This is a genomic window from Streptomyces sp. NPDC089799 (genome assembly GCF_040684755.1).
GTDB lineage: Bacteria > Actinomycetota > Actinomycetes > Streptomycetales > Streptomycetaceae > Streptomyces.
The window spans coordinates 33799-59709 of sequence record NZ_JBFBGR010000042.1; the positions used below are offsets into that span (position 1 = coordinate 33799).

General features: G+C 68.6%; 27 protein-coding genes and 2 pseudogenes. 13 read left to right on the plus strand and 16 right to left on the minus strand.

The features are described from left to right. Positions 1-188 precede the first annotated feature (188 nt). The 9 genes and pseudogenes from AB0O36_RS32090 (at position 189) to AB0O36_RS32130 (ending at position 7551) form a co-directional block, all read left to right on the plus strand. A complete protein-coding gene (locus AB0O36_RS32090; protein ID WP_365116292.1) occupies positions 189-674 on the plus strand; it encodes an RICIN domain-containing protein in 486 nt (161 codons plus the stop codon). 187 nt (positions 675-861) lie between these two features. Continuing rightward, positions 862-1123: pseudogene (locus AB0O36_RS32095) on the plus strand (HNH endonuclease); the annotation flags it as partial. Positions 1124-1847: 724 nt separating this feature from the next. Next, a complete protein-coding gene (locus AB0O36_RS32100) occupies positions 1848-2315 on the plus strand; it encodes a lamin tail domain-containing protein (RefSeq protein ID WP_365116295.1) in 468 nt (155 codons plus the stop codon). Between the two features lie 1031 nt (positions 2316-3346). Further along, positions 3347-3640: pseudogene (locus AB0O36_RS32105) on the plus strand (transposase); the annotation flags it as partial. Further along, the gene (locus tag AB0O36_RS32110) at positions 3640-4509 is read left to right on the plus strand and encodes an IS3 family transposase (protein WP_365116297.1); all 870 of its coding nucleotides are present in this window, start codon (positions 3640-3642) and stop codon (positions 4507-4509) included. The pseudogene AB0O36_RS32105 and the gene AB0O36_RS32110, both read left to right, overlap by 1 nt. Before the next feature lie 60 nt (positions 4510-4569). Then, on the plus strand, positions 4570-4836 hold the full coding sequence (locus tag AB0O36_RS32115; protein ID WP_365116300.1) for a hypothetical protein: 267 nt from the start codon (positions 4570-4572) through the stop codon (positions 4834-4836). A 502-nt stretch (positions 4837-5338) separates the two neighbouring features. Then, positions 5339-6040 (plus strand): HNH endonuclease family protein, encoded by a 702-nt coding sequence (locus AB0O36_RS32120; protein WP_365116302.1) that lies wholly within the window; start codon positions 5339-5341, stop codon positions 6038-6040. Positions 6041-6231: 191 nt separating this feature from the next. Beyond that, positions 6232-6834: a hypothetical protein gene (locus tag AB0O36_RS32125; RefSeq protein WP_365116304.1), complete on the plus strand. Its 603-nt coding sequence runs from the start codon at positions 6232-6234 to the stop codon at positions 6832-6834. 42 nt (positions 6835-6876) lie between these two features. Next, entirely contained in the window at positions 6877-7551 is a 675-nt protein-coding gene (locus AB0O36_RS32130; protein WP_365116305.1) for a hypothetical protein, read from the plus strand. Between the two features lie 180 nt (positions 7552-7731). On the opposite strand, the gene AB0O36_RS32135 is transcribed toward AB0O36_RS32130, so the two are convergent. Both AB0O36_RS32135 and AB0O36_RS32140 read right to left on the minus strand, forming a co-directional pair. Next, on the minus strand, positions 7732-10269 hold the full coding sequence (locus AB0O36_RS32135; RefSeq protein WP_365116307.1) for a helix-turn-helix domain-containing protein: 2538 nt from the start codon (positions 10267-10269) through the stop codon (positions 7732-7734). 335 nt (positions 10270-10604) lie between these two features. Next, positions 10605-10733 (minus strand): hypothetical protein, encoded by a 129-nt coding sequence (locus AB0O36_RS32140; RefSeq protein ID WP_365116308.1) that lies wholly within the window; start codon positions 10731-10733, stop codon positions 10605-10607. An 833-nt stretch (positions 10734-11566) separates the two neighbouring features. Between AB0O36_RS32140 and AB0O36_RS32145 the strand changes: the two genes are divergently transcribed. Then, positions 11567-11902, plus strand: a complete 336-nt coding sequence (locus AB0O36_RS32145; protein ID WP_365116311.1) for a hypothetical protein — start codon at positions 11567-11569, stop codon at positions 11900-11902. A gap of 29 nt (positions 11903-11931) precedes the next feature. Here AB0O36_RS32145 and AB0O36_RS32150 read toward each other — a convergent pair whose 3' ends face one another. The 10 genes from AB0O36_RS32150 to AB0O36_RS32195 all read right to left on the minus strand — a co-directional run bounded on the left by AB0O36_RS32150 (position 11932) and on the right by AB0O36_RS32195 (position 18239). Further along, positions 11932-12060, minus strand: coding sequence for a hypothetical protein (locus AB0O36_RS32150; RefSeq protein ID WP_365116313.1), 129 nt, complete (start codon positions 12058-12060; stop codon positions 11932-11934). Between the two features lie 316 nt (positions 12061-12376). Beyond that, the gene (locus AB0O36_RS32155; RefSeq protein ID WP_365116315.1) at positions 12377-12793 is read right to left on the minus strand and encodes a hypothetical protein; all 417 of its coding nucleotides are present in this window, start codon (positions 12791-12793) and stop codon (positions 12377-12379) included. A gap of 180 nt (positions 12794-12973) precedes the next feature. Then, the gene (locus AB0O36_RS32160; RefSeq protein WP_365116318.1) at positions 12974-13837 is read right to left on the minus strand and encodes an SAM-dependent methyltransferase; all 864 of its coding nucleotides are present in this window, start codon (positions 13835-13837) and stop codon (positions 12974-12976) included. 254 nt (positions 13838-14091) lie between these two features. Continuing rightward, entirely contained in the window at positions 14092-14265 is a 174-nt protein-coding gene (locus tag AB0O36_RS32165) for an FxLD family lanthipeptide (RefSeq protein ID WP_365116321.1), read from the minus strand. Positions 14266-14330: 65 nt separating this feature from the next. Then, positions 14331-15533, minus strand: a complete 1203-nt coding sequence (fxlM, locus tag AB0O36_RS32170; RefSeq protein WP_365116323.1) for a methyltransferase, FxLD system — start codon at positions 15531-15533, stop codon at positions 14331-14333. After that, positions 15520-16002 (minus strand): hypothetical protein, encoded by a 483-nt coding sequence (locus AB0O36_RS32175; RefSeq protein ID WP_365116325.1) that lies wholly within the window; start codon positions 16000-16002, stop codon positions 15520-15522. The genes fxlM and AB0O36_RS32175 overlap by 14 nt, the downstream gene beginning before the upstream one ends. 58 nt (positions 16003-16060) lie before the next feature. After that, entirely contained in the window at positions 16061-16291 is a 231-nt protein-coding gene (locus AB0O36_RS32180) for a DUF5999 family protein (protein WP_365116328.1), read from the minus strand. A gap of 175 nt (positions 16292-16466) precedes the next feature. Continuing rightward, positions 16467-17042, minus strand: coding sequence for a methyltransferase domain-containing protein (locus tag AB0O36_RS32185; protein WP_365116331.1), 576 nt, complete (start codon positions 17040-17042; stop codon positions 16467-16469). 421 nt (positions 17043-17463) lie between these two features. Further along, a complete protein-coding gene (locus AB0O36_RS32190) occupies positions 17464-17922 on the minus strand; it encodes a hypothetical protein (RefSeq protein ID WP_365116332.1) in 459 nt (152 codons plus the stop codon). Continuing rightward, on the minus strand, positions 17919-18239 hold the full coding sequence (locus tag AB0O36_RS32195; protein WP_365116335.1) for a recombinase family protein: 321 nt from the start codon (positions 18237-18239) through the stop codon (positions 17919-17921). The genes AB0O36_RS32190 and AB0O36_RS32195 overlap by 4 nt, the downstream gene beginning before the upstream one ends. Before the next feature lie 477 nt (positions 18240-18716). On the opposite strand from AB0O36_RS32195, the gene AB0O36_RS32200 reads away from it, so the two are divergent. Both AB0O36_RS32200 and AB0O36_RS32205 read left to right on the plus strand, forming a co-directional pair. Next, a complete protein-coding gene (locus AB0O36_RS32200; RefSeq protein WP_365116338.1) occupies positions 18717-19589 on the plus strand; it encodes a helix-turn-helix transcriptional regulator in 873 nt (290 codons plus the stop codon). Beyond that, entirely contained in the window at positions 19586-19798 is a 213-nt protein-coding gene (locus AB0O36_RS32205) for a DUF397 domain-containing protein (protein WP_365116339.1), read from the plus strand. The genes AB0O36_RS32200 and AB0O36_RS32205 overlap by 4 nt, the downstream gene beginning before the upstream one ends. Positions 19799-19876: 78 nt before the next feature. On the opposite strand, the gene AB0O36_RS32210 is transcribed toward AB0O36_RS32205, so the two are convergent. After that, positions 19877-20215, minus strand: a complete 339-nt coding sequence (locus tag AB0O36_RS32210; protein ID WP_365116340.1) for a hypothetical protein — start codon at positions 20213-20215, stop codon at positions 19877-19879. A 748-nt stretch (positions 20216-20963) separates the two neighbouring features. Then, positions 20964-21182 carry a hypothetical protein gene (locus AB0O36_RS32215; RefSeq protein WP_365116343.1) on the minus strand — a complete coding sequence of 73 codons (219 nt, stop codon included), beginning with the start codon at positions 21180-21182 and terminating at the stop codon, positions 20964-20966. 235 nt (positions 21183-21417) lie between these two features. Here AB0O36_RS32215 and AB0O36_RS32220 point away from each other — a divergent pair, with 235 nt between their 5' ends. After that, entirely contained in the window at positions 21418-22926 is a 1509-nt protein-coding gene (locus AB0O36_RS32220; protein ID WP_365116365.1) for an ISL3 family transposase, read from the plus strand. A gap of 11 nt (positions 22927-22937) precedes the next feature. Here the strand turns inward: AB0O36_RS32220 and AB0O36_RS32225 are convergent, their stop codons facing one another. Both AB0O36_RS32225 and AB0O36_RS32230 read right to left on the minus strand, forming a co-directional pair. Continuing rightward, positions 22938-23468, minus strand: coding sequence for a hypothetical protein (locus AB0O36_RS32225; RefSeq protein ID WP_365116345.1), 531 nt, complete (start codon positions 23466-23468; stop codon positions 22938-22940). 637 nt (positions 23469-24105) lie between these two features. After that, entirely contained in the window at positions 24106-25683 is a 1578-nt protein-coding gene (locus AB0O36_RS32230; protein ID WP_365116348.1) for a hypothetical protein, read from the minus strand. Between the last annotated feature and the right edge of the window lie 228 nt (positions 25684-25911).

Consider the following 25911-nt stretch of genomic DNA (forward strand, 5'->3'; position numbering starts at 1 on the left):
AGTTTGGTGAGCGCCTGGTCGAGAAGCTGTCGTCCCCAATCACGCCGGCTCCCTGAGGCTGGACGCCCCGGTGCTGCTGTTGGCTCACGTCCATCGAGCAGAGAGACAAACGTCGCTGTCCGGCCTCTTACGCACGAGTGCTAAGATCATCATTGCTCGGAATTCCTGTGCTTTTTCCCTGGGGGGAAATGAAACTCAAGAAGCTCTATGCGTTTGCCGCAACTGTGGTAATGGCCTTCGCAGCCGCCCTCTTCGGTGCTCCCAACTCGTATGCGGATGACCCGCTGATGAAGCTGGAAACCGTCGATACCTACAAGTGTCTCTTGCCGTACGGCGCAAGCCGTAATGATGGCGCCAACATTGTCCAGTGGGATTGCGGCGCCCTGCATCCCGCGCAGTACTGGCGCTACAGCGGTGGAATGCTGATCAACCAGAACAGCGGTAGGTGTATGACTCCCTACGGTGGAAGCCACGCTGGTGGCGCCTACATCGTCCAGTGGGACTGCAACACCCTCTCTACCTTGCATAAGTGGGATCGGCTTACTACCGGAAACGGCAAGTACTACTACCGAAACGTGGCCACAGGGCTCTACCTCAGGGTGTGGAACGACAGTGTCGACAACGGCACCAACGTGATCCAGAGTACCGGAGGCGGTACTGCGTTCGCGCGGTAGCAAGGGAAAGCGAAAATCTGTCAGTGTCACCTCGTGAATTTCAGCCGGATCAATCGTGATCAGAACGGCCGAAATTGTATCGTCGACGCTAGCCTTGTTTTCGCGTGAGGGTCCGTCAGCTTGATGGCGGACCCTTCTGCTCGTAGAGCAAGGATTTCTTCGTGCGGGCAGGGTGGTGGCCCGGCTGTCGCGTCGGGAGGCGTATGCCAACGACCAGGGCCAGGCGGCGAGTCTGGTGGCGGTCTCGGCGCGTTCGAGCCGGTCGAGGCGGATCAGGATCCCGCGGAGTGGCTGCCGCCGGCGGCGGATGCTCTGTGCCGGTACGGCGCGGAGCGGACGGCGACCAAGCTCCGGTGGGGTCTGGCGTTGGATGAGTTGGAACGGACCGGCTGCTGGACATCGCGGCCGGCTGTGGCGGGACGCCGGTACAGTGCACCTTCGCACCGTAGATCGCGGAGTCGCCGGGTAGGCGCGGTTGCTCGGAGGGCCGGCCGTCGTGGACGGCCGGCCCTCTGCGCGGTGGCGGTGCCGGCGGTGGCCTGCGCCGGGTGGAGCTTGCCCAGGGCTGAGTGAGCCGAGTGGCGGACGGAGGAAGGGCCGGGTCCCCTGGTGGGGGTAACCCGGCCCTTTCTGTTGGGCGCGGGGAGGGCCCGCCAGAGGGGCAGGCTGAGGCTCCTGTCGTCGCAGGCCGGGGGTGGTGGGGGCGCATGGGCTCAGGTGCAAGCCGGTGGCGTTCCGTTCTGCGGTGCGGGGTCGGCTGCCTCGGGGCGGGTTGTTGACGGGCCCCGTGTACGGATGCTCGTACGCCGCATGGTCATGTGTGCGAAGAAAACCCCAGAACACTTGTTACGGAATCAACTACTCCGTTTGGCGTATGCGCCCGGAACATGCGCCGGGTGGTGCGCCGGGGCGCGAACATTGCGGCCGCGGCTGTGGAGCGGGGTGCGTGCAGCAAGCACTGGATGTCAGGGTCACGCACAACCGGGTTGTCTGCATCATGCAGTCGAGGGTGACGGGAATGTCCGTTTCCGGTAACGGGGCTGGTGGGCCTCTGCAGCCGGCGGCGTCCAGGGTCGAGAGTTTGGGTCCTCGGCCCCGCCCAGGGGTCGGGCACCCAGACCGCTACACGTCCTGTATCGGCGGGTGTAGGCCTGTTCTTGAGGGAGCATCAGCATGAACGCTGTGTCGTCCACCCGCCGTGTCACCGCGACCGTCCTGGCCGCCGGCGCCCTTGTCGCGGCGGCCGTGCTGCCGGCTGCTGCGCATGACGGTGACCGCCGTCATCAGCGGCCGCAGGTGGAGATCAGCCGGGTCCAGGCCGATAGCCCCGGCCGTGACGACCGCTCGAACCGCTCCGTGAACGGCGAGTGGGTCGAGATCACCAACACCACCCGCCACGCGGTCAACCTCAAGGGGTGGACGCTGAAGGACGAGGACGGCAACCGCTACCGCTTCAAGGACGTCCGTCTGGGCGGCCGCAACACCATCCGCATCCACACCGGCCACGGCCGCGACACCCGTACCGACCTCTACCAGGACCGCAATGACCACGTGTGGGACAACCGCTCCGACACCGCGACCCTGCGTGACGGCCGCGGCCGCACCGTCGACACCGAGTCCTGGGGCCGCCACCACCGCTGAGCACACGGCCGGGCCGCAGGCGTAGGTGAGGGGTAGCGGCAGCCCGGCTTTGGGGAGCCGGTGTGCCGGGCGGCAGGGGAGCCGCCCGGCACAAACCCATGCCCGCCGCTCCGCCGACAAGATTGCGCGTAGTCCACCGACGCAGAGCCGTAAGGGGCGTTGGTGAGAGTGAGGCGCCAGGTGGTCTGGCACTTGCCGACGGCGTTCGCGGCGGTCGCGGTAGTGGTGTAGAAGGCTTCGTCCAGCTTCCAGGAGTTCTTCGGCGCAATCTTCTGCGCGGCGAACTTGGAGGAGTCGACCTTGCAGGCCCGCTTGGCGATCGAGGCCCCCTTGATACTGGCGACCGGGAAGTGCCGACACCGGCGTGACGCCATCAACCTCAATGCCCCACAGCTCCCCGCCGCTGGCCACCACCGCGTCGGGCCGGATGTGCGCCGTGGCGCGCACAGCTCTGCTGTGACCGGAGGTGTTCCGACTGGTCGGCAAACACCGCAGAGCCGTCGGCCCCTGGTCGGGCGCGGCGGTCGAACCGCCAGGTGTACCGGCCGGCCTGTGAGAGCGGCTGTTCGGCGGACCTGTGCAACCTTTCGTCGGCTGCGCGAGTCACATCTGGGTCAGACCTGATCCACGAGAGAGCGTCTGAATGCCAGCAAAGGTGGTTCGGTACTTCGAGAACAAGGAGAAGTGCGGGTGGATGGGCGTGAACATGCTTACTGCCTGTCCCGGACCGGCTGCGGCCGAAGCGAGTTCGGCTGGTTCCGCGAGGCCATGTAGGGGTGCTGCGGGTACCGCATGCCCGACGCCGCCAGCGGGGGCACGGGTGCCGGCGTTGCCCTGGCGCGGGCGGCTGACCTGGGTGACGAGGCCGCGGCCCACACCCTGACGAGCCGGGACTTGACCCGTCGGGTTGAGCGGCTCCGCGGTGTGTGAGCTGTCGCTGTCCGGGGCGGTCCCGGACTGAGGTTGCTTCGGTTTGGCGGACATCGGAGATCTGGGCTCGTGCCCGGGGAGGGATGTCCATGATGGATGACATGCCGAAGAAGAAGCCGCGTCCGCGGCGGCAGTTCACGGCCGATTTCAAGGCCGAGATCGTCGAGTTGTGCCTGCGAGGTGACCGCTCGGTGCCCGAGGTCGTCAAGGACTTCGACCTGACCGAGACCGCGGTGCGGCTGTGGCTGGCCCAGGCCGACGAAAGCCACCAGCCCAAAGACCTGGAGAGGGACGAGCGGGCCGAGCTGGCGGAGCTGCGGCGGGAGAACCGCCGTCTGCGGGAAGACATCGAGATCCTCAAGCGGGCCACGGCTTTCTTCGCCAGGGGGACCCGGTGACGGTTGATCCGTTCATCGAGGCGGAGAAACAGGCAGGTCACAACGTCAAACGGGCGTGTGAGCTGATGAAGGTCTCCCGGTCCGCCTACTACGCCCGCCGAAGCCCCGCCACCAGGTCCCGGGCCGCCCGGGACGCCGAACTCAGCACCAGGATCACCGAAGTCCACCAGCAGTCCCGCGGCACCTACGGAGCCCCACGCGTCCATGCCGCACTCCTGCGCGAGGGCCATCCCTGCGGACGGCGCCGGGTCGCCCGCCTCATGCGGGCCGCCGGCCTGGCCGGCCGACACCGCAGGCACAAACAACGCACCACGATCCCCGACCAGCATGCGCAAACCCGCCCTGACCTGGTCCGACGCGACTTCCGGCCCGACCCCGCGGCTATCGACACCCGCTGGTGCGGAGACATCACCTACATCCCCACCGGCCAGGGCTGGCTCTACCTGGCCACCGTGATCGACATCGCCTCCCGCCGCGTCGTCGGCTGGGCCACATCCGACCACCTGGGCACCTCACTGGCCACAGACGCACTCAAGAACGCCTGCCACCACCGGCAGCCCCAGGGCACGGTGGTCTTCCACTCCGACCGCGGCAGCCAGTACACCAGCCACGCCTTCGCCGCCCTCGCAGCCACCCGCAACATCAGGCTCTCCGTCGGACGCACCGGCGTGTGCTGGGACAACGCCCTCGCCGAATCCTTCTTCAGCACCCTGAAAACCGAACTCGTCACCCGACACCGCTGGCACACCCACATCGCCGCCAGGACCGCGATCTTCGACTACATCGAAGGCTGGTACAACACCCGCCGGCTCCACAGCAGCCTCGGCTACCAAAGCCCAGCCCAGTACGAAACCATCACAGCCTGACCAACACATACAACCTGTCCGCCAAACAGGAACAACCTCAGACTGTATGAGGGGGGAAAAGTGGAGAAGACCTGGTTCGAAGTGGTGTTCCGCAGGAAGCTGCATCCGGTGTTGCGTCTGCTGGGAAACCTGGCGTGGGGGGCGTTTACGGTCATCACGACGCTCGTCGCTATCACCCAGTCCAACATTGCCTGGTGGTGGTGGTTTATCGTCCCGGCGGACATTTTGATGTTGATGGGCGTCTATAGGGGTGTGGTCGTGGCGTTGCGAGATCTTCGACGGCGCAGCGACGCTGCCGAGCCGGGTGGGACGAGTCGGGTTGGCTGACTGCCTTGGCAGCCCCAGGGCAGACGCGGCCCGGGTTTGGGCCGGATCGGGCAGCGTCATCGTCACCACGCCATGATCGGAGCTCAGCGCGCGAAGCCAAGGCCGGTTCTGTTCGGGGTCGGGTGGTTTGCGGGTGACGCTGGCCTGGCCGGCCGGCCTGCGAGGCACTGCTGCGGAGGGGCCGGCGGGTGGGGTGGTTCGTCACGGGGTTCCGTCCGCCGGTTTGGGGGAGGGGCGTGTGTGCCGCCGGTACGACTCCGGTGGTGTGGTCCCGGTGTCCTGGTGCACGGAGCACGGGGATGGGGTCGGTCCGGTGATGGAGTGGCATCTCGGCGGTGGGGTCCGCTGCACGGGGCTGGCGGAAGGCCGGGCCGCATCCTGCACCCCTGTGGCACGCCGGTAGGTGCAGTGGCGTTTCGGCGGTGAATCGGGCGCCCCGGGCGGGTGAACTGCTGCCTCGGGCGCTGTCGTGGGGGTGGGGGTGGCCGGTAGAACGGCCCGTATGATCATGATCGTGCGGGCCGCTACCGCGGTGACCGCTGCTCTCGCCCTGTCCCTGCCCGCCACCACCGTCCACGCCGCCGAGGCACCCGCACCCGCCGCACCTGCCGCGGCCGCTGTGGTGCCGCAGGTGCTTCCGATGGGGGTGGCGGTGTCCGCGCTGCCGCTCGCGGTGGAGGACCGTACCGGCTACCAGCGCACCAGCTTCCGGCACTGGAACGCCGGGGAGCAGCCTTCCGATGGCTGTAATACCCGTCAGGAAGTTCTCTTGGCGGAGGCGGTGGTTTACCCGGAGATCGGTCCGGGCTGCGTCCTGACGGGTGGGCTGTGGTCGTCGTACTACGACGGCGTACAGACTGGCGATGCACGCCAGTTCGACATCGACCACATGGTCCCGCTTGCGGAGGCGTGGGATTCGGGGGCGTCGGGGTGGACGGCGGGCCGGCGGGAGGCGTACGCGAACGACCAGGGCCAGGCTAGCTCCTTGGTGGCGGTCTCGGCTCGCTCGAACCGCAGCAAATCCGACCAGGATCCGGCTGAGTGGCTGCCGCCGTCCGCGGATGCCCTGTGCCGGTACGGGGCGGAGTGGACGGCGACGAAACTCCGGTGGGGTCTGGCGGTGGACGAGTTGGAGCGGGACCGGCTGCTGGACATCGCGGCGGGCTGCGGTGGCACGGAGGTGGAGTTCACCCCGGCTCCGTAGCGGTCTGCAGCACGGCCAGGGGGGAAGCAGCCCCCTGGCCCCGGGTGTGCCCACGCGGCCAAATGTCGGATGGCGCGGGTCGTGGATGTTTGTGTTCGGCGGTTCTGTCCGCGAGCTGGTGCGTGGCATGTCAAAAGGTGCACCCGCGCGGCGGCCGGGCACTTGCCTGATGGTTCAAGAAGGAGTGTCTGGTGTCTGTGCTGATGTCTCGTGTCGTGCTGGCCGTGATGGCTGCGGCTGTGGCCTGTGTGCCGGTCTTGGTGTTCACGCCGGCGGTGGAGGCTGCTGGGCCCGGCCCCGACGGCGGCGGCGATCTGCTGGTCTTCTCAAATGATGCGTACACCAAGCATTTTGGCGAGCAGTTGGCGCGGGCGGCCGGTGTGGAGGTTCCGCAGGAGCCTCTGGCGCGGGTCGCAGGGGTGCGGGACCCGCAGCAGCCCTGGCACAAGGTGAACTGGTCGGTGCGGGACTGGGACGGCAACGACATCCCGACCCGACACGGGACCGATGACTTCGGCTGGCTTCATGCCTCCTCGAAGCACAACATGTACAGCGCCAAGGCGATCAATGCTCCGTACGACGGGACGGCCGACAAGGTCACCGGCACCCGGGTGGAGTACTGGGGTGTCGTCGCCACCAATCAGGGTCAGGTCCGCATGCGTACCGTCTCCGTTGCCGAGCGCGGTACACGGGGTCCGGCGGGTAAGCCCACCCCGGATGGGCGCCCGATCGGCACCATGACCGCGTACTGCCTGGGCCAGACGGTCTGTCCCGACTGGGTCAACGATCTGTGATCGCCAGATCGGCGGGATACCGGAAGGGGAAGGGTGTAGGGAATGGATGAGCACTTCACCGATGCTCTGCTGATGTTGCGCAGGTTCATCGGGGTACCCCTTCCGGGCACGGACTGGCGTATCCGTGCCATGGTTCGCCCGGGCGCGGACCGAATCCGGGTGCGCCTGGCCGGCACGGGGGACCAGGCCGTTGCCGTGGACCTGCCCACCCGGTACGGCCGTGAGCACGGAACCTGGTGGTACGTCGGAGCCCTTCGCCACACCGCTGTCTGGCTCACCGGGCAGACGATCCCTTCCAGCCCGGCAGGTGGATTCCCGCATGTGGACGTGGCGGATCTCGTCGGCACTGTCGTTCCCGAGGGCACCGAGGTCACCCTGGACGACGGCATCGACTACCTGATCGCCGACCTCGCCGGCGATCCGCTGTGGCAGAACGCCCTGCCCTCGGTGGACGCCGAGCTGTACGTCCTGGCGGGCTTCGACCACCACCGTCCCGACACCGTCCGCGTCTACCTCGCCCACGAGGACCGGATCATCGGCGTTGACCTGGCCGTGCGCTACGACACGGGAGCACCTCGCACCGTCGGCTGGTGGGCTTCGACCAAACTCATTGCCCTCCTGCGGCCTGAGGAACCTACGACCCTGGCCGCACATCGTGTTCCCGATGCCCGGGATCCGCTGTGCGAAGCCGTCTACGACCTCACCAACTGGGCCTGATCCGTCCTCTCGCCGCAGTGACTGCGAGGCCAGGTGAAGGGCCGCCACCCGCGGGGTGGCGGCCCTCACTTCGTGGGACGGGGCGGCAACGCCGGACACAGGGCACTCACTGCGGCAAAGGCGGGCGCTCTGGTCCGGGGACACGGTCTGGGCCGGCCGGTCTGCAGCCGGGGGGGAGTGTTATGCCAAGTGTGGGGGTGTGGTGTTGGCCAGGGTGTGGTGGGGGCGTCGGAGCAGGATGCGGTCGGGTTCGGTGTGTCCTTGCCAGGTGCGGCTCTGGGGGGAAGCGAACTCGGTGGAGGTGGTTGTGTAGGTGTAGGCGGGGAGCTCCAGGGCCGGTTCGTCGGTGGGGTGGGGGTGCTCGCGGGCGGCTTCGAAGAGGTGGATGGAGCCGGTGTTCCCGTCGGCGGCGAGGTGGGGTCCGGTGTGGGGGCAGGCGACCAGGTGCCGGATTTCGTCGGGGGAGTTCAGGGGCGTGGGGAAGGCGGCGCGCAGGCGTTGCAGGCCGGCTGGGGTGATGGCGCGGGTGGCGGGCTCGGCGGGTTGATTGCTGCCGGAGGAGCGCTGGGGGCCGGCGGGGGAGTGTGGGGGGTTGCCGGTGGGGGCGTTGCCGGAGAGGAGGAGGGCCAGGAGGACGGGGACGGCTTTGCGGGCCAGGGCCTGGGTGGCTTCTTCGAGGCGGTGTGAGGTGGCCAGGGGCATGGACAGGGCAAGGGTGCCGTAGTCGCCGGTGATGCTGGTGGGGATGGCGCCGCATTCGATTTTGGTGGCGTACTCGCGGTGGTCGTAGACGGGCTGGTTGGGGGCGAGGCGGTCCAGGGTGGCGATGAGCTTGCGGGGGTCGGTGATGGTGCGTCCGGTCAGGCGGGCGGTGCGGTGCCGGGAGAGGTGGTCGGCGCGCATGTCGGGCGGGAGCTGGGCCAGGAGGCATTTGCCGACGGCGCTGGCGTGGGCGGCGGCCTTGAAGTCGACCCATTCATGGACGCGGGGGGTGATCGGTCCGTCGGCCATCTGCGTGATGTGGACCTCGCCGTCGAGGTAGCGGGCGAAGTAGACCGCGGCGCCGACGGTGTCCCGGGCCAGCGCGAGGGTGTGTTCGAGCTGGAGTCCGACTCCGCCGGGAGAGGCCAGGCGGTCCAGTGCCGGGCCGGGGGCGTGGATGCCGGCGGCGACGGCGGTGGCGAACTCCTCCTCGACCAGCATCGCCAGCAGCGGGCCGAGCTCCTTGGCCGCCAGGCCGGTTGCCCGTTCGACACGCCGGATCTCGACGCCCACGGGGTGCTGCTGGAGGAAGGCGACCACGCGGTGGGCGGTCTGGGCCTGGCGGAGAAGGGCGTTGTCTGCCCCGCCCAGGGCGACGGCCTGTTGGGCGGCGGCGGCCACCGACGGCGCGCGAAGACTCAGCGCGGACCACGACAGGGGCTGGAGAATCTCGGCCGGAGGCTCGGCGATGGGCAGTTCCGCAGTCCGTGCACGCGGTCGGCCCCCCACTCCTGGTGCGGGTGGCCCGAGGAGCAGCTTGGTCGAGGGGGAGAGCCTCACTTCCCCCATCCCGCGCAGTTCGGCCTCCGCCAGCAGCCGGTGGGCCACCGGCAGCGGCACCGCGAACCGCTCCGGCCCCTCGAGCATGAACTGGTGCTCGGCCCGGGCCCGCGGGCGGTTCTGCCCCCCGGGGATCGGTGACCGCACCGCCGGATACAGGGCCCCGTACAACTGCCGGAAGGTCCGTACGTGGGTGACTCCCTGAACGGTCAGCCTGCAGGCTGCGACATCCCGGAACATTCCGGTGCGGACCAGGGAGAGGGGCAGGCTCGCGGCGGTGTCCGGTCCGGCGAGCAGGGCGGCGGGAACCCAGGGCCCGCCCTCGCGCGCATCAAGGTCGTACAGGTCGACCAGCGCCTGCCACACATCCGAGGGCTGCCCCATCCGGTGGAAGCCCTCCAGCCGGCGGGGGATCAGCTCCACCTCCCGGTTGAAGTGCCGGCTGTGCTCGGCGATCGTGCCCGCGGCCCGCGCCCTGCGCACCGCATCGGTGTCGTACTCGGCCACGGCCTTCTCCCGCATGATCAGGATCTCCCGCTGACGCAGCTCCGCCAGCAGGTGCGAGATCACCGGAAGCACCCGGTGCGCCGTGCGCCCGTACAGCCTGGCCAGCTCGACGACGTACTCGTCCCTCGTGTCCGGCGGCTGCCAGGCAGCATCCCGCTCGACATATTTCTCCCGCAGTGCCCGCAGCAGGCCGATGACAGCCTCCTGCCGCTCGGCCACGGCCGGAATGCGGTCGATCGCCCGGTCCAGAACCCGAAGTTCCACCCCGAACCGATCGGCGACGTGATCGAGGAAGGCCGCCCGCCGGGCCGGCACGATCCCGTGCTGCTCGAACCTGCGGTACGCCTTGGCCGAAATCGCCAGCCGCTCCGCTGCCTGCGCTGCGGTCAGCGCGGCGGCCCGCCGTAAGTCGGCCACCTGCCACACCTTGCGGTTCTTGGTCCGCATCAGCCGAGCGGGCTCGACGTTCAGCGCGGCCGCAAGCCTGGCGACCCGCCGCGGATCGGGCACCGTCTGCCCGTTCTCGTAGGCCACGATTTGCGCCTTGGAGGCGCCCGCCCGCCTGGCGAGGTCGGAGGCGGTCAGCCCCTGCTTCCCGCCCGGCCCGGGGTAGGTCCACCGCAGCTCCTGTAGAGCCCGTGGATCGAAGTCGGCAAGTCCCCGCGCCATCGCTCGTCTCCCTTCAGATACGGCTGGTCCATTTCAGTGACCCTGCCGCAGCTGTCCAGAGTGAACCGGCCCCCGTTTAAGCCTGTGTTCACCTGCGCCGATGTAGAATTAGAGGCCGTGTCGCTGGCTGCGGGAACCAGAATGCGCGAACTTGGTGACCGCTGAGTCCCGTGTGATATGCAGGTCAGCAACGCGGCTGCGGCCGCGTCAGCGAGCCGGACACACACGAAATGCCCCACACCCCCATGTGGTGTTCATCCTTCGAGGGTGCGGGGCGGGTGCGGTGAAGCCGCGGCTTGGAAGAGGCCCCCTGTTGCTGCAGGGGGCTTCGCCGTTTAGACGAGGTGCTCGAACAGCCGGCGGAGCGCGAGCCACAGGGCCCGCAGTGCCAGCCAGCCGAGAACCATCCGGGCGATCTTCTTAAACCGCTTCTTCCCGCCCTCGTTGGGCGGGCTGTTCTCCATCGCGTGCCTCCGTTCCGGGGTACGGGCGACCCCGCCGTCGAGGCAGGCCGTACCGTGGGGTCGGTGGCGACTCAGATGCTACCGGTTTCCAGGTAGACCACAGTGCCCATCCACAACGTCTGGCCAGGCAACTCCTCACTGTGCCAGCTGTTTGATGTGTCGTCAGATCGTGCATGCGTCCGACGCTCAGGCCGCTGACGTGCAGATCCACGCGCCCTCCGGTGCCGCCGGAGCGCACCCCCGCGCATACGGGGCCCTACCTATTCCCCACCGTAAAATCCGTAAACGTCGACAACCTGTTGCGTAGGCACATGCCAGGCATCTATGCAGTCCACTGTCGTGCCGAATCCTCGACCGGAGATCTCATGTTCGGCTGCTGTTCACTTCAGCCGCCGGGGCCACGCACGATCTTGGCCGTAGCTCAGGATCGCCAGGAGGGTTCAGGAGCATGGGCAGGGTGCTGCCTGAGGTGAGGCGGAGCGCCTGTGCGGCCGGTCCGCACGTGTGGGCGCGCTCGGCACCGCGACTTCCCGGAGCCGGCGGGCGGTACGGAGGTGCATGCGGGGCTCGACCGGGGCGCGGTGGCCCCCTGGCTTTGTCCACGAGAACGGGCTCTGGCACAACTTCTTCCGCGGAGGGCCGGAGTTCTTGGCTTCCCCCCCGGACCCCCGGGTGTCGATGCCGTTGCCAGTCAGACCTGGCTCCGGCCCGCTCGGCGTATCGACGCTGCTGGACCATGGGTGCGGACGGGGAGCGGACGTGGCGCACTACCGTTCCGCGGGGCTGGACGCGGACGGCTACGACCCTTATGCGGACGCGGGGGGTACGACCTGGTGACCCAGGCGTTCGTCTTGAACGTGCTGCCCAACCCCTGGGAACGCGTTCGTGCCCTCAAGGACGCCGCATCGTTCGTACGGCCTGGCGGGCACCTGCTGGTGGTGACTCGCTCACCCGAGGAGATCACGAAGGCCGCGGCCGCCGGGGGCTGGGCACGGCACCATGACGGCTTCTGGTCTAGCGAGGGCAAGGGGACCTTCCAGCGCGGCATCAGCGCCGAGGAGGCAGTGCTGCTTGGCGGGCACGCGGGGCTTGCGCCCGTGGGGAGTTCGGCGCCGCGGCTCTCGCTGCCCGGGGTGAGTCATGTGCTGCTCGGCAGGGTGGCGGGCTAGATGCCGGTCTGGGCCCGGCGGCCGCTCGATCAGCGGTTGCCGGTCCAGACGATGCGGTCGGCGAAGCCTCCGCGCCGGTCGGCCTTGTCCTGGCGGATCTTCTCCAGCTGCTGTTGGTCGATGCCGTAGTCGGCGGCCAGGGCGTAGATGACCTCCATGACGTCGGCGAGCTCGTCCGGGGCCGTGGTGGCGTCCGCCTCCTGGACCTCGAGGACCTCTTCGGACAGCTTCGCGTGGAGCCGACCCGGTACTCCGCCGGCTCCGCCACGTAGACCTGGGGCTCGAGTCCGTCTTCGCGGATGATCTGCGGAATTCGGTCCCGGACCAGCTTGCCTTCGAGCAGCACGTTCTCTCCCGCACCCGTTCGCCTGTGGCGGGCTGCGAGCCCACCGTCGTGTTGTTGGAGCCTAGGGACGGCGCCTCGTGCGCCGCCGTGAAAACCAGAAGTCCCACCCGATGCAGTCACTCGGGCGCTCACTCGCCGACGGCAGTGGTTGCCTGCCTCAGCGTGCCTTCGGCCCAGAGCTCCGTGCCCGTTGCGACCATCAAGTCGAAGTGGTCGATGCGCTCCGGTACGCGCTGAAGGTAGGTGAGTGCTCCGCTCGGGCCTTGGCGCTTTCGCACGGCTGCCCAGCCGCACATCTTCTCGAGGTACCACGCGACGTTCACGTCGCGGACCGAGCACCTGATCCACGTTGGCGGCTGGTCCTGGCGTGCGGCGTAGTTGCCGGCCCACAGCGTGATCAGCCGCCCGAGGCGCCTGTGTTCCGGGTGGGTATGGACCAGGCGGAGCACCCAGCTGGGCTCGGCGCGTTCCTCGTGGGTCCAGGCGTCGTCAGGGTTGCCGTGCTGCAGTGCGAGGGCCGCGACGAGGTGCTCGTCCTCCCACATGCCGACGAGCTGGGTGTCCGGGGCGGCGGCAGACAGGAGGCGGATGAGGATGCGGCCATCGTCCTAGGTGGGCCGGCCTTCTCTCTCGTCGTGGTCCTGGCGGTCGCGGATGAGCTGGGAGACGGGCTCCCGGTCCTCGTTGGAGAGCTGCTGCATCAGGTACATGGTGGTCGTCTTCTTCTACGTGTAGGGCTTGATGGCGACGCCGGCGTAGGCGGCGGCGTGGAAGTCGGGGGCTTTGGATTCGTGGTGGCCGGGCTGGTGTCGGGCAGTGGGGACGACGCGCACGGGACCGCCGTAGAGGTCCACCCAGTCGCCGAGCAGGTCCGTGGTGAAGCGGCGGCCGCGGGGCCGGAAGGTGAGACCGGCCTCGGCGTACACCCCGGTGAGCCGCTGGATCCAGGTGGGAGTCATCTCGGCGGTGGCGTGCGCGAAGGACAGGGCGCTGCCAGGCGGCAGCCAGCCGCGCAGGTAGGCAACGCTGCTGATTACGGCGTCGTCGTCCGGGATCCACGGGTAGACGTCGTGGGCAAGGACGGCAACAGGGCGGTCGCGGGTCACCGCGGCGGTCCGCTCAAGCTGGTCGAGGAGCTCGACCAGGTCCGTGATGTCTGCGAGAAGGGTTCGCGCTCGGGTCTGGCTGGCGGTGGCGGCGATCTCGGTGTGCCGGGTGTTGACGACGTCCGGGTCGTTGTCGACGTAGGTGACGGAGGCGGCGCGCCAGTGCCGTTGCACGACTTCGTGGGTGTTCTGGGACAGGAGCGGATCGGCGGCGCCGTGCTGGCCGTTCGCCGGGTACCCGCATCCGAGGTCCAGGATCTGGGTGATTCCTCGTCTGGCGAGGGCGTCGGTGATGAGCAGGTGGTGCTCGCGGTTGATCCTCGCGGCCGCGGGTTGGCGCGGGAAGACATTCCTGACGGCGCGCGCGACGTCCTGGTCGGCGTCGTGGGTGGGTCGTGACCCGAGCCAGACAGCGGACAGCCTGGAGGAGCTGGTTGTGGGAACCGGTGGCGCCATGGGCGGGCGTTCATCGGCAAGGTTCACGGCGTCGTCCTCTCACTGGTGCGGGCGGATTGGGGGCCGGCCGCCCTGGAGGGGTGGGGCGGCCGGGGCACGCGGCTGCGCGGCTGGCAGCGGTTCCTTCCTTCCTCTGGGGGGCCCCGGAGCATGCGCGTCGCCACGGCGGGCTCGACGAGGGGGAGGAAGGGCCCCGTCTCTCGGATTGCCCCAGGTCGTGGGTCCTGGGACAACCGGTCTATGAGGGTCTGGGCGGCGGGCCGTTGCGTTGGGATGTTCGGTTACGGGCAGCTGGTGCAGGCGGAGGCGCACGTGGAGCCGCAGTTGTCGCCCGTAAGCTGGATGAGCTGGTCCGCGGCGACGCCGCCCTCCACGATGGTGATGTCCAGGTCGAAGCTGGCGTCGTCCATGGCCGGCGCCGTCGGTGCGGTCGTCTGTTCCGTCTGAACCGTCATTGGTTCCCCTCCGTGGGATGGTGGATGGATGGTGCGATGTCCCGGGGCCGGCCGGCCCCGGAGTCTCAGGCCCAGGTCACGGTCACGTGGCCGTGGCGCTTGCGCGCCGTGCCCGGGGGCAGCGGGGACGGGGCGGCACCCGGTAGGTACCGGATCGTCGCGGCCCCCCGCCGCTGGTGATCCTTTGCCCACCTGCGCAGCAGCTCCGTGTACTGCTCGGCGAGCGCTTCAGCCTGCGGCCCGTGGGCGATGACGCCACTCTCGTACCCGGCCGTGCCGGTGTCCGGATTGGGGCGACGGGTGCGGTAAGCGATGCTGTCCTCGCTGACCAGGGCGACAACGCCCAGCTTCGCGGAGGGCTCCACGAGACCGCTGTCGATCACGTCCTGGCTCGCGTGCAGGCGGGCGGGGCTCGGCAGGTTCAGGGTCATGAACCAGTCCAGCTCGTCGGGCAGGTCGTAGGCCGCCCCGGACCACTTCTCCAGCCGGTCGCCGGCCAAGGCCCGGCCCAGAGCCTTCGCGTTGAGCGGGACCTGCTCGTTGTCGGTCTGGAGGGCCACGCCCTCCCGAAGCATGACCTTGCGGTCCGGAGCGGCTCCCTCGCCCTGCATCGGCACAAAGGAAGCCAGGCGGTACGAGCGGCTGACCAAGCCGTCGCCGTCGCGCTCGAAGGCCACCGACCTGGTCGTCCCGCACACCGTCAGCGGGGTGACCAGCCTGCCCTTCTCGCCGAGGGCACCGATCCACGACGGGGGGATGTCCCACGTCGTCACCGTCGCCACGATCCGGTCGAACGTTCCGAGGTCGGCCAGGGCGGTCTCGGCGTCGGCCGCCATCGTCTTGACCTGGTCGTATCCGGTGTCGTCCAGGTACTGGCGTGCCCGGTCGATGACGTCGCGGTCGATGTCGAGGGTGATGACCTCACCATCAGCTCCGACGAGTTCCTGGATGACCGCGGCGTTGTAGCCGCCCGAGCCGATCTCCAGCACCCTCATGCCGGGCTCGATTCCGGCCTGCTCCAGCATCACCGCCTGGAGGTGCGGCGCGGAGATGACGCTGAGAGGGAGCCCGTTGGCGTCCTTCTTCACAGGCAGAACGCTGTGGAGGTCGTATGCCTGTTCCATGGTCGTGTCGGGCCCGAACCGGTGCCTGGGCACGGCGGTGAAGGCTGCCGCGACGGCCTCGGAGACGATCGCGTCCTGCTCATGCAGGGCGCGGACCATGTCGGCACGCAGAGCCTCGGGGGTAGCCGTCTCAAGATGGGTCATCCGATTTCCCGTCGTTGTCGTTGTTGAGCGGGTGGAGGGCTCGAAGGCCGGTTCGGAGCGCGGCAACGAGCTCGGGTCCGTACTGCGGGTCCTCCCAGGGAAACGGCGGAAGGCCCGCGGAGGGGTCTCTCAGCAAGGGGCGCATCGTCTGCGCATCACCGTGCCCGAATCCCGCGGCGCCTTCGACGAGATAGCGCACATACGCGTCGGCATTGGCGGCGCCGCCGTACGCCTTGGGGCCTTGGCGGTAGACGACGATGGCGAACCGGAACCAGCCCCCAGGGTGATCCGCTTGCACGGCCGCCCACAGCCAGTTCTCGGCCAACTCCAGGTCCCTTCGCGCGAGTGCCTCGGACCCCAGGCGGTAGCAGGAGTTCGCGTGCTGCCGAAGTTTCAGTGTCACGTCATCTTGCGGCGGGCCCTCGCCCCAGTCGCAGCCCGGCCGGTCCCAGAAGTCGCCGTTCGACACGGCTCGGGTCGTCATCGGATCTCGGCACGGAAGTCCGGGCCGGGCGGCGGCGCGATCCTCATCGAGCACCTGCGCAACCGCTTGGTGCCGGCACGACGGTCTGCGGGAGACCCGCGGGCCGGTGGGGCTCGATTACCTGGCCGTCGGGCAGCAGCTCACCGGTGTCCTCGAAGTGCAGCACACCGTTGCACAGCAGGCTCCACCCTTGTTCGGGACGGCTGCTGACGGTGCGGGCGGCCTCGCGGTCGTTGGCTTCCGCCAGCGGGCACGGGGGTTGGTGTTGACACATGGTGGTCCTCTGGGGTGGGAGCGGGATGGCCGGTGACGCGGAGCCGGGTGGCAGATGGAACAGGGCGCCGAGCGGCAGGATGACCCTTGTCGGGCATGCCGGTGGTCTTTCCAGCCGTGTGGTGGAGTCCCGGCTCCGGCCCGGAGGCGCAGTCACCGGGCCTGAGCCAAACGATCTACAGCGCGCACCCGGACATCAGCCGGGCCTCGCGAAGCCCCAGCTGCCAGGACTCCACCGAGCTGAAGCGCGCCTCCAGCCTCCGCAGGGCTCTGGCCGGCACCGCCTGGAATGAGGGCGGCAGGTCGATCCCGGTCCGCCGTACGTCTGTCAGCACATACAGCCGGCCCGTCGCCCCGAGGATCTCGCCGACGAGCTCGCCGAACCCATGCAGGTCAAAGCACCCCAGAGCGAAGCGGCACGTCACCAAGTCGACAGGCTTGTGCAACAGGCCCATCGGCAGGGGTCCGGCGTCGATGTCCCACACTTCGAAGTGGGGCTGCCTGGCCAGTGACCGTTTCACCTGCGCCCGCTTCACCGTTCCCGGGGCCCAGTCGTAGCCGACGACGTCACAGCCGAGAGTGGCGAGCTCGCGCGTCCAGTGCCCGTTCCCGCACCCCAGGTCCACGACCCGGGCTCCGGGCTTGAGCGGGACACGCTGCCGGAACTGGTCCAGCTCGAACGGGGATAGCTTCCGGCCCTGCTCGGCCCGGTTGTACTTGTCCCAGTCGGCGGCGGTCTTCAGCCGGTTCACCGATCCTCCCCAGGCCGGAAGAACTGCACCAGCTGCACGCGCCCCCGCACGCGCGCAGTTGGCAGGACCGCGGGCTCGAACAGGTCAAGTCCGTCCGCGCTGGGCGGCCACGCCAGCCGTAATGTTCCGCCCGGAGCCCGCCTGGGCAGCGCTACCGGTGCGGGTCGGACATGAGCGCCAGCGGAATCACCATCCCGCACGCGATCATGACGATCAGCACCTGAAAGGCCACCTGTCTCCATCCCCACCCTCTCCGATCCATCCAGGCCGCTAACCGGCCAAGAGCGGCCTTCACAGCCAGCCCAGGTCGTACATCTTCAGGAACACCTGCGTCAGCACCAGCGAGTACATGACCCACCGGTCCCCCTCGCTCCAGCTGCTACGGATCTCGTCATCCATCACACACACCTCCCCCCACTGGTTACGGGCGCCGGCCCAGCCGCGACCAGGACGACGGCGCCTGATACGCCACCCGGGCCCGGCCCGTCAGGATCCGGTCTTCGGCCATGAACGGGTTCCCGCTGCTCTCCAGGCTCACCGCGACCAGCACCCGGCCGGTGTGAACAGTCAGCACCTCCCACACCGCGCTTGGGACGCCCAGGGCTACGGTCTCCGACGGGTGCCCGAAATCGAGGCACCAGATCCCGCTGATGCAGTAGATCGGGCGGGCCATCTTCGGGAAGCCGATCCCCCAGCACAGGCCCAGGCCGGACGCGATCGACACCAGCCGGCGGTTCACGCCGTGGTTCTTCGGGTGCGACTCGCGGTGCCACAGCATCACCAGCGGCCCGTACTGCTGGTCAAAGCCGCGGTGCACCAGCAGCTCGTTGAGGAACTCTGGCTCGACCGATGCCGGCTTCGGCTCGACAATCCCGGTCACCGGCCAGTCTCCGGCAGGGCGAGCGCCACAAACCACCTGTGGGCCTCCATGTCCCTGAGGAACCGCTCGTACTCGGCGAAGTGCGGGCTGATGTGCTCGTACGTCGGCGCGAGCAGTCCGTCCGCGAAGCCTGAGCGCAGCATCTTCCGCGCGGCGCTCAGGCCCGGCCGGTACTCCAGGAGGGCTGGTCCCGCCGAGTCCACGAACGTCTCGTCCCGCACGAGCCAGTGCCGGGACTGGGCGACCAGTTCCAGGGCCTCGAACTGCGCGGCAGCCTCGCGCTCCGGAGCCTGGACGTAACGGACAACCTTCAGCATGCGGCCGTTGCGTCGAGCCCGGTCGTTGGCAGCCCGTACGCCGTCCGTGCGAACCGCGAGGAGCCGGGCCAACGGATCGCTGCGCTGCGCTGGCTGTCCGGAACGTCTGAGCCAGGCGCTCCGGGCCTCGTGGTCCATCCAGTCATCCGGTTGCAGCTCGGTCGAGGCGGTCACGGCGTCCTCCTCAGCAGGCATGGTGGTGGAAGCCGCCCCGGGAACCGGGTGTGTACGGCAGTCGGACACCGGCTGCCCGGGGTGGCTCGACTACCCTGCTCTGAAAGAGAGTTGATGTGCAATCAGAAGCTCCAGAGCAATTGCTCGTAGAAGTGAATTGGTATATGCATTAGGCGAACCGACGCCCGCAGGGGGCGTACCGGGAGCCGGCGGCAGCGCACCGCGGGTCGCACAGCGCGAACCGGAGCTGCGACCATCAGGGCCGAGGCTCACACGGTCCGAACCGGAGAGGAGGCAAGGCGTATGGCGGCAAACGTGCGAGCCACGTTCCTCAGGATCACCCTTGGAGCGGAACTCACCCGTCTACGTGAGCAAGCCGGATTGACGGGCGACCAAGCAGCAAGGAAGGTGGGCTGCGCACCATCGGCCATCAGCCGGGTCGAGAGCGGCACCAGCGGCTTTCAGCGCATAGAGCAGTTCGCCAAGCTCCTCGACGCCTACGAGGTGAGTCGGCAAGACATGGCAGTACTCACCGACTGGTACAAAAACGCGAAGCAGGAGGACTGGTGGACGCCGAAGGCGTCCGTCTTGCCATCGGGCTTGAGTACGTATCTGGCTTTCGAGTCCGGCGCAAAGATCGCCCGTGCTTGGACCCCGATGGTCGTCAACGGCCTCTTGCAGACTGAGAGCTACGCCAACGCGCTGATCGAGACCGCGCGGATCGCGGATGATCGCACAGAGGAGTTCGTAGAGAACGCTGTTGTCGTCCGAATGAACCGAAAGAAGCGGATCACCGACGAGGGCATGGAGCTTCTCTGCATCATGGATCAGTCCGCGCTAACCAACATGGTCGGCGGCCCGGAGATCATGCGGGAGCAGTTCGAAGAGATCAAGCGCCTGGCCGCACTGCCGAACGTAGCGGTGCGCATCATCCCCACCTGTGCGCCGGCATACCGAGTCTTCGGCGACTTTCTGCTGCTCGACTTCGATCGGAAGGAACTACCGGGCCCGGTCGTCGCCAGCCCGTCGGTGGGCGGCGAGACCCGCGTTCTGTCCAAGGAGCGCCCCGTCAAGCAGTTCATCCGGCGATTCGAGCATTTGGCGCAGAGCGCCCTGCCCGTACACGAGACCCCCACGTTCCTTGATCAACTAGCGCGAGAGGTAAAAGCATCATGACCAGCACCAACTCCGTCCGTCCAAACGGCCAGTGGTTCAAGTCCTCGTACAGCGGTGGCGTCAACGACAACTGTCTGGAGGCGTGCTCCCAGCCGGGCACGGTCCTCGTTCGGGACTCCAAGCGCAATGCGGAGCCTGGCGCGCCGACCCTGGGCTTCACCTCAGCGGCATGGTCCATGTTCGCCAGCTTCGCTGGTGAAAGCCGCTGAACCAGCGCGGGCGTCCTCCTCGCCCTAACCGAGGAGGGCACCCGCTTTGATCAGCTTGCCGTACCGCTACGACAGAAGTCACCTCCACGGCCAGCTGGGGCTGGATGGCGCAGTGCCGCCGGTGGATCGGGCCTCTGCTACCGCGGCATGAGCAGGTCCGCCGTACAGCGGTACCTCAGCGAGAGGGTCCCGGCTGCCCATGCCGAGGGGGTTGTCGTAGTGGGTGTCTGGGGTGGTCGAGCCGCGCTTCCACCGGCCGGCGAGGTTGCGCTCGGCCAGGGGGACGCCCGCGGCCTTCATGTCGGTGTTGGCGCCGCGGCGGAAGGAGTGGCTGGTGACCTTCCTGCCGTCGATGTAGGGCACGCCGGCCCGCTCGGCGAGTACCTGGATGCGCTCGTTGATGGAGCCGGGCCGCATCCGGTTCCCGCAGGCCCGGTCTGGAGGGTAGCGGCGCAGCCGGCCGGTGGAGGCGAGACCGGGGAAGAGGGGCTCGCGGGGGCCGTCGGCACCGAGGTCACGCAGGACAGCGAGCCAGGCGCGGGCCCGGCGGACCTGCTGGAGGTCGGACCGGTCCGCGATCGGGCGCGTGGCGCTGACGCCGGCCTCGTCGGTCTTGGAGGCGCGGCCGTGGTCACGCGGACCTCGTTGTCGCGCACGTGCAGGTGCATGACCAGCATGTCGGCGAGTTCCATCTCACGGTGGAGGTTGCTGTAGGCCAGGGCCACCAGCAGCGCGTCCCGCTTGCCGACGGTGGAGGTCTCATCGATCGCGGCGATGATGCGCAGGGTGTGCCCGATGGTGGCGGTGCGCGGTCGACTTCGCCGCCGGCCTTCGCCCAGTACCGCCGCCACACGCGCAGGTGGTCCTGAACGTGGCTGCGGTCGGGCCGCTCTCCCTTGGGCTGGGCGTTCCAGACGCGCGACATGTACTTGTCGACGGTGTCCGGCTTGAACTCGCCATTCCGGCCGCGCCGGATGAGGTGCAGCCCGTACGCCGTGAAGGTTGCGGTGGTGCAGGGCGACGGCAGCCGGGGAGGGGACTGCGCCGCGCACCAAGCGGCGAAGGCACGCAGGGTGGGCTCGCGGTTGATCCGCGTGTTCTCCGCGCCGCGGGGGCGGCCCAGGTCGGCGACGTCCTCCGGCGAGAGCCGGAAGCCGGCGTCGGTTCAGCCCGGGGCGGCCTGCGCCGGGTCGGCGAGCGGCGGCAGCTCGCCGGGGCCGAGCAAGGCGTGCTGGGTAGCCAAATACCGGCGCCCGGCCGCAGCGGTCTCGTCAGCATCATCGGGCACGAGCTCGGCGTCGATGAGGTCCAGCTCCGCGCCCGCCGGGGCCGGGCCGGCCGACCCATGCGGGTCGGCCGGTCGCTTCGGTAGCTGCTCAAGCACCTGTGCGCTCCGCGGTGGCAGCCGATGCGGCGTCTCGCTCGACGGCCGCAGTCAGCGACAGTGATGAGGATCTCTGGAAATCGGCTGTGCCGGATATTTCGTGAAGGCCAGTTCCAAACATCCGTCATGCCCTGCAATGTCCCTTCATCAGCATGGTGTTGAGGGGCTGGTCGTCGACGCGGTGGGCGTAGTTGGGGATGCGGTACGGATTGATCTGCACGCTCGGCAGCCGACGGTGGCATGTCCCTCGTGCGGTGTAACCGCCTCACGCGTGCACAGCACGTACATGAGGCGCCTGGCCGACCGTCCGCTGGGCGGTCGGCGGGTGCTGCTGTGTCTGCGGGTCCGCCGGTTCTTCTGCGACAACGGCCTGTGCATCCGCCGGACCATGGCGGAACAGGTGCCGAGCTTGACTGCGCGGTACCGGCGCCGGACGACGGCCCTGGCCCGGATGGTGCAGGCGATTGGGCTGGCTGTCGGCGGCCGGGCCGGTGCCCGGCTCGCCGGCTACCTGCCAGTGCGGACGAGCCGGGACGTGATTCTCGGGGAACTCCGGCGACTTCCGGACCCAGCGTCCGCCCAGGTCAAGGTGCTGCGGATTGACGAGTTCGCGTTCCGCAAGGGCGCCACCTACGGCACCGTCCTCATCGACGTCGAAACACGCCGGCCCATCGACCTCCTGCCCGACCGCACCGCGGACACCGTCATCTCCTGGCTCGCCGACCACCCCGAGATCGAGGTCATCTGTCGGGACCGGTCAAGCACCTTCAGCCAGGCCGCCGCCCGCGCCGCACCCGACGCGATCCAGGTCGCAGACAGGTGGCACTTGCTCCATTCACTCGCCCGCGCAGTCGAACGGACCGCTCACCAGCATCGCGCCTGCCTGCGCAAAGACGCCGAGTTCGACGATCCGGACCAGCCCCTAGAGGTCTCAGACCCCGCGGCACTGGCAGCGTTGATGGGGCCACCGGAGGCCGCAGACCCGCCAGACAGCCAGCTCCTGGCCCGGGTCCGGCAGTGGCACACGGATATCCACCACCTACGCGACCGCGGCTGGACCATCAGCGCCATCGCACGCCGTCTCGGGCGGGACCGTAAAACAGTGCGCCACTACCTGACCACCGACCTCGACCAGATCCTCGTCCCCGCGCGCGAGCGCCGGCCCAACGGCCACATCAACCGCTTCAAGCCCTACCTGCAGCAACGCTTCCGCAGCGGCTCGACCAACGCCGCAGGCCTCTTCCGTGAGATTCGCGAACGTGGATACCGCGGCAGTCGCGTCGTCGTCACCAAGTACATCGCGACGCTCCGCGCCGGCACCGCCGCCCCCGAACCACCGCGGCCGATACCCAGCCCCCGCCGCATCACGACCTGGATCATGCGCCGCCCCGACAGTCTGACCGACAGCCAGCGCGAACAACTCGACCGAATCCTGGATGCCTGTCCCGACCTGGCCACCGCACGTGACCTCGCTCAAGAGTTCAGTGCCATCGCCCGCGAACGTCGAGGTCACGACCTCACCGGCTGGATGGCCCGCGCCCTCGACCAAGGTCCACAGCCGGTCCAGGGCTTCGCAGCCTTCCTCCAGAACGACTGGGACGCCGTTGTTAACGGCCTGACGCTCCAATGGAGCTCCGGCGCCGTCGAGGGGCAGGTCACACGCATCAAACTGATCAAACGCCGGTCATATGGCCGCGCTTCCTTCGCCCTCCTACGCACCCTCGTCCTTGCCCAACCACCTTGATCTTCAAAGCATCAGACGCGTCGCCCGCGCTTGGTCTTCGCGTGCACCCGGTTGCGAAGCTCGGCCTGGTAGAAGACGGCTTTGTCACCGCCAAGCCCGAAGGACTCACAGATGTCCGCCACCGATTCGGCGTCTTCCGCCGTACCCGTGAGCCCGATCTGGACAAGCCTCCAGAACCCCTCCTGCACGTGGTGCCTGCACCCCTCACCCAGACCCTCACTTCCCGCAGTCGGCCCGTAGTCACCGGAACCCGCAGCCACGAACCACAATGTCTGCAGCAGCACGTCTCGGGCCAGTGTGGAGAGGTCGCCCGCCAGCGCGGCCATGATCACGCCGACCGCCGGCGGAGTGCACTCGAAGATGATTGTGCTTTCCTCGACATGACCATCGAGGGTGTATCCGATCATGTCTTGGGGTGTCTCAGCAGTGATGATCGCCTCGATCAGGAGCGGCACATGCTCCGCAGAGTCACCGCAGCCGCACTTCAACGACGCCCAATCGACGCGTCGCAGTTCTGCGCGTACCAGTTCACCGACCACCACCGCGGCCCCCCTCAAGACATGCCGGGCCCCCGGGCCCGGCGCTAGCGATCAAGCATGGGCCAACCATCGGTCCCCTCGCCATCGCGTGCGTCACGAAATGTCCGCCACAGCCGATTTCAAAGAGCGTCATCAACAGCAGGGTCTCGCGTAGCACCCCGGCGCGGAACGCCCAGTCTGCGGAGCCGGCTGTGCCCGGGAGCGGGGCAGCAGCCGCGCCCAGGCCGTGCGCCTCCAGGGTGCGCGCGGCGATGTCCAGCGCCTGCCGCAGTGCGTGGTTGCCGCCGCCCCTGCTTCGATGCCTGCCGACGACCCGTTTACCGAAGCGTTCGCGGAAGCGGCCCGGACGAGTGCGGCCGCGGTGAAGCTGATACTCACCATCGCTGACGCCGTGCGCCAGGCCGCCGAGAAGTTCCGCCGGGGGCCGGGAGAGCGAACTGGCCGAGGGGGAGGAGCAGCTCGCTGCGGGCTGTTCGGCCGAGGCCCTGCGGCCGGCGCTTGGCCGCGGTGTGCTGGAGACTGATGACAGGTGCGGACTGGCCGCGGATGGCCGGGCAGCTGGTGCTGTTGCGGAAGGCCGGCGTGGACTTGGGCATGCCTGCTCCGATTGGTGGGCTCGATCACCGGATCTGTGCCGCCCTCAAGGCGCACTGGCTGGGCAGTGGCTAGCAGTGGGAGTGGGGTCGGGCTCTTGGGGTTGCCGGGTATAGGCGGCCAGTTCCGGGTGCTCTCGGGCCAGTTTCTTCCGTAGCTCTTGGATTTCCTCGGCCTCGGCCTGCTGCCGGGCGCGTCGCTGCGCACTTCTTGCTGCTTCGTGTTCGGCGTGTTCGGTGTAGGCGTCTTCGAGCATCGCGTTCCACCGGAGGGCTGCTTTGGCCCGTTTGGCTTGGGCTGCGTACTCCGCGTCCCTTGCGGCCCGGAGGTCGGCAGTGGCCTGGTGGATGGTTTCGGCCTCGGCCAGGTCGCGGCACTGCCGGCACCGTCCGTCCTGTGGCCGGGGACCGTGACCGGATGCGGTGCAGCCGTCGCCCTCGCAGTTCCACCACACAGGAGTTGGGCCGGCCTTTCCAGGGCTGGGCATCATGCCCTGCCGCCTGGTGGCAAGACGGTCCTTCCTGCGCTGTTCGCATTTCGGGCAGACGTCGTCGGGGCCGAGCTGGATGCGTGTGCCGTCCTCGCACATCGGATCCGGGCAGTCGGTGGAAGGGCGTACCAGGCCCACTGCCACCCCTACCGGGGACTTGATGCCCGGTCCGCCGTCGGACAGTGCTTCGCGGTAGCCGTGGGCCCACCATCGGCGTTCGACTCGGGCGACGAGCTGCTCGGCGGTCCGTCCGGCATCCAGTGCTGCGAGGATCGCGTCCAGCAGTACCGGTGGGCGGTACGTGGGCAGTAGTGCTGCCAGGGCATCGGGCCAGGCTGCGTCCACCGCGGACACTGCGGCGGCCTGCTCGCGCGACATCCGCACCTTTGGGCGTTTGCTGGCCTTTCCTGAGCGCGTGCCCCCGTTTACCTCGCCAGCGGCGCGGGACGTGGCGGAGCCGCCCGCGGCCTCGCGCATGCTACTACCTGTAGTAGCCCTGAGGGCGTCACCAGCGGCTCGCGCCGCAGGCGCTTGTGAGTCTTCTGTTGTCTTCTGACTGACTGTCTTCTTAATGACTCCTGTCTTCCCCGAGTCCCGGGTATCCGGGGACTCGGGGAAGACCTGGTTTATCGCCTCATCTTCGCAGGTCAGCCCCGACTCCTGGGATTGCGGGAGTCGGGGGACGGTGATGCTGGGTTTCGCGCGCGGCCTGCCTGCCAGTTTCGCCTGTCGTTTCGTGGCCGATGCCCTCGCTGTCGTCGTGGGCGCGATCAACTGGACTTGCCGGACGCCTGGCTCACGTTCGACCGATGCCAGCAGGGCCGCGACCTCGTCGTCGGTTGCCGGGGTGTCGTAGACCACCACTTCGGTGGACCACTGGTTGCCCTTCACCGACATGATGCGGATCTTGACCACGTAGCGGGCCGCCTGGAGCAGCCCCATGGATCCTGCAAGTCCGTCCCGGCCGTATCCGTACTTCCGGGCGATGTCGGCCAGCTGGATGTTCCACCCGTCCTGATGGCGGATCAAGACCGTGAGCAGTCCCAGGGCGGCTAAATCCAGGGCGGCAGCGTCGTCCACCGTATTGTTCGGGATCGCCGCGAAGCGCGGCGGCCGGCCGCTGCGCTTCCTCACAGGACCACCACCCCCCTGGGGGTGGACTCGCTTTGATGGCCGGGGCTGTGTGGTGCTCGGCGCTTGATTTGTCGTACGCTCATCGGCGAGCGCACCTCCTCGTTCTCACACGCGCAGGTGCTCTGTCCTTCCGGGCGGACCAGGCCCGGGGAGGATCTTCGAGCCCCGTCAACCGACGGGGCTCGTCGTATGTCTGGCAGGTCAGCGCCGTGTTCTACTCAACGGCGG

Excerpts from the sequence above, each read along its gene's own strand:
- AB0O36_RS32200 (WP_365116338.1), top strand. The coding sequence starts at position 18,717 with ATGGCGGCAAACGTGCGAGCCACGTTCCTCAGGATCACCCTTGGAGCG.
- AB0O36_RS32210 (WP_365116340.1), bottom strand. The coding sequence starts at position 20,215 with ATGCGGCCCGGCTCCATCAACGAGCGCATCCAGGTACTCGCCGAGCGG.
- AB0O36_RS32150 (WP_365116313.1), bottom strand. The coding sequence starts at position 12,060 with ATGGAGGTCATCTACGCCCTGGCCGCCGACTACGGCATCGACCAACAG.
- AB0O36_RS32135 (WP_365116307.1), bottom strand. The coding sequence starts at position 10,269 with ATGGCGCGGGGACTTGCCGACTTCGATCCACGGGCTCTACAGGAGCTG.
- AB0O36_RS32195 (WP_365116335.1), bottom strand. The coding sequence starts at position 18,239 with ATGCTGAAGGTTGTCCGTTACGTCCAGGCTCCGGAGCGCGAGGCTGCC.
- AB0O36_RS32100 (WP_365116295.1), top strand. The coding sequence starts at position 1,848 with ATGAACGCTGTGTCGTCCACCCGCCGTGTCACCGCGACCGTCCTGGCC.
- AB0O36_RS32130 (WP_365116305.1), top strand. The coding sequence starts at position 6,877 with ATGGATGAGCACTTCACCGATGCTCTGCTGATGTTGCGCAGGTTCATC.
- AB0O36_RS32205 (WP_365116339.1), top strand. The coding sequence starts at position 19,586 with ATGACCAGCACCAACTCCGTCCGTCCAAACGGCCAGTGGTTCAAGTCC.
- fxlM (WP_365116323.1), bottom strand. The coding sequence starts at position 15,533 with ATGACCCATCTTGAGACGGCTACCCCCGAGGCTCTGCGTGCCGACATG.
- AB0O36_RS32155 (WP_365116315.1), bottom strand. The coding sequence starts at position 12,793 with ATGTGGGAGGACGAGCACCTCGTCGCGGCCCTCGCACTGCAGCACGGC.
- AB0O36_RS32090 (WP_365116292.1), top strand. The coding sequence starts at position 189 with ATGAAACTCAAGAAGCTCTATGCGTTTGCCGCAACTGTGGTAATGGCC.
- AB0O36_RS32120 (WP_365116302.1), top strand. The coding sequence starts at position 5,339 with ATGATCATGATCGTGCGGGCCGCTACCGCGGTGACCGCTGCTCTCGCC.
- AB0O36_RS32165 (WP_365116321.1), bottom strand. The coding sequence starts at position 14,265 with ATGACGGTTCAGACGGAACAGACGACCGCACCGACGGCGCCGGCCATG.
- AB0O36_RS32180 (WP_365116328.1), bottom strand. The coding sequence starts at position 16,291 with ATGTGTCAACACCAACCCCCGTGCCCGCTGGCGGAAGCCAACGACCGC.
- AB0O36_RS32140 (WP_365116308.1), bottom strand. The coding sequence starts at position 10,733 with ATGGAGAACAGCCCGCCCAACGAGGGCGGGAAGAAGCGGTTTAAGAAG.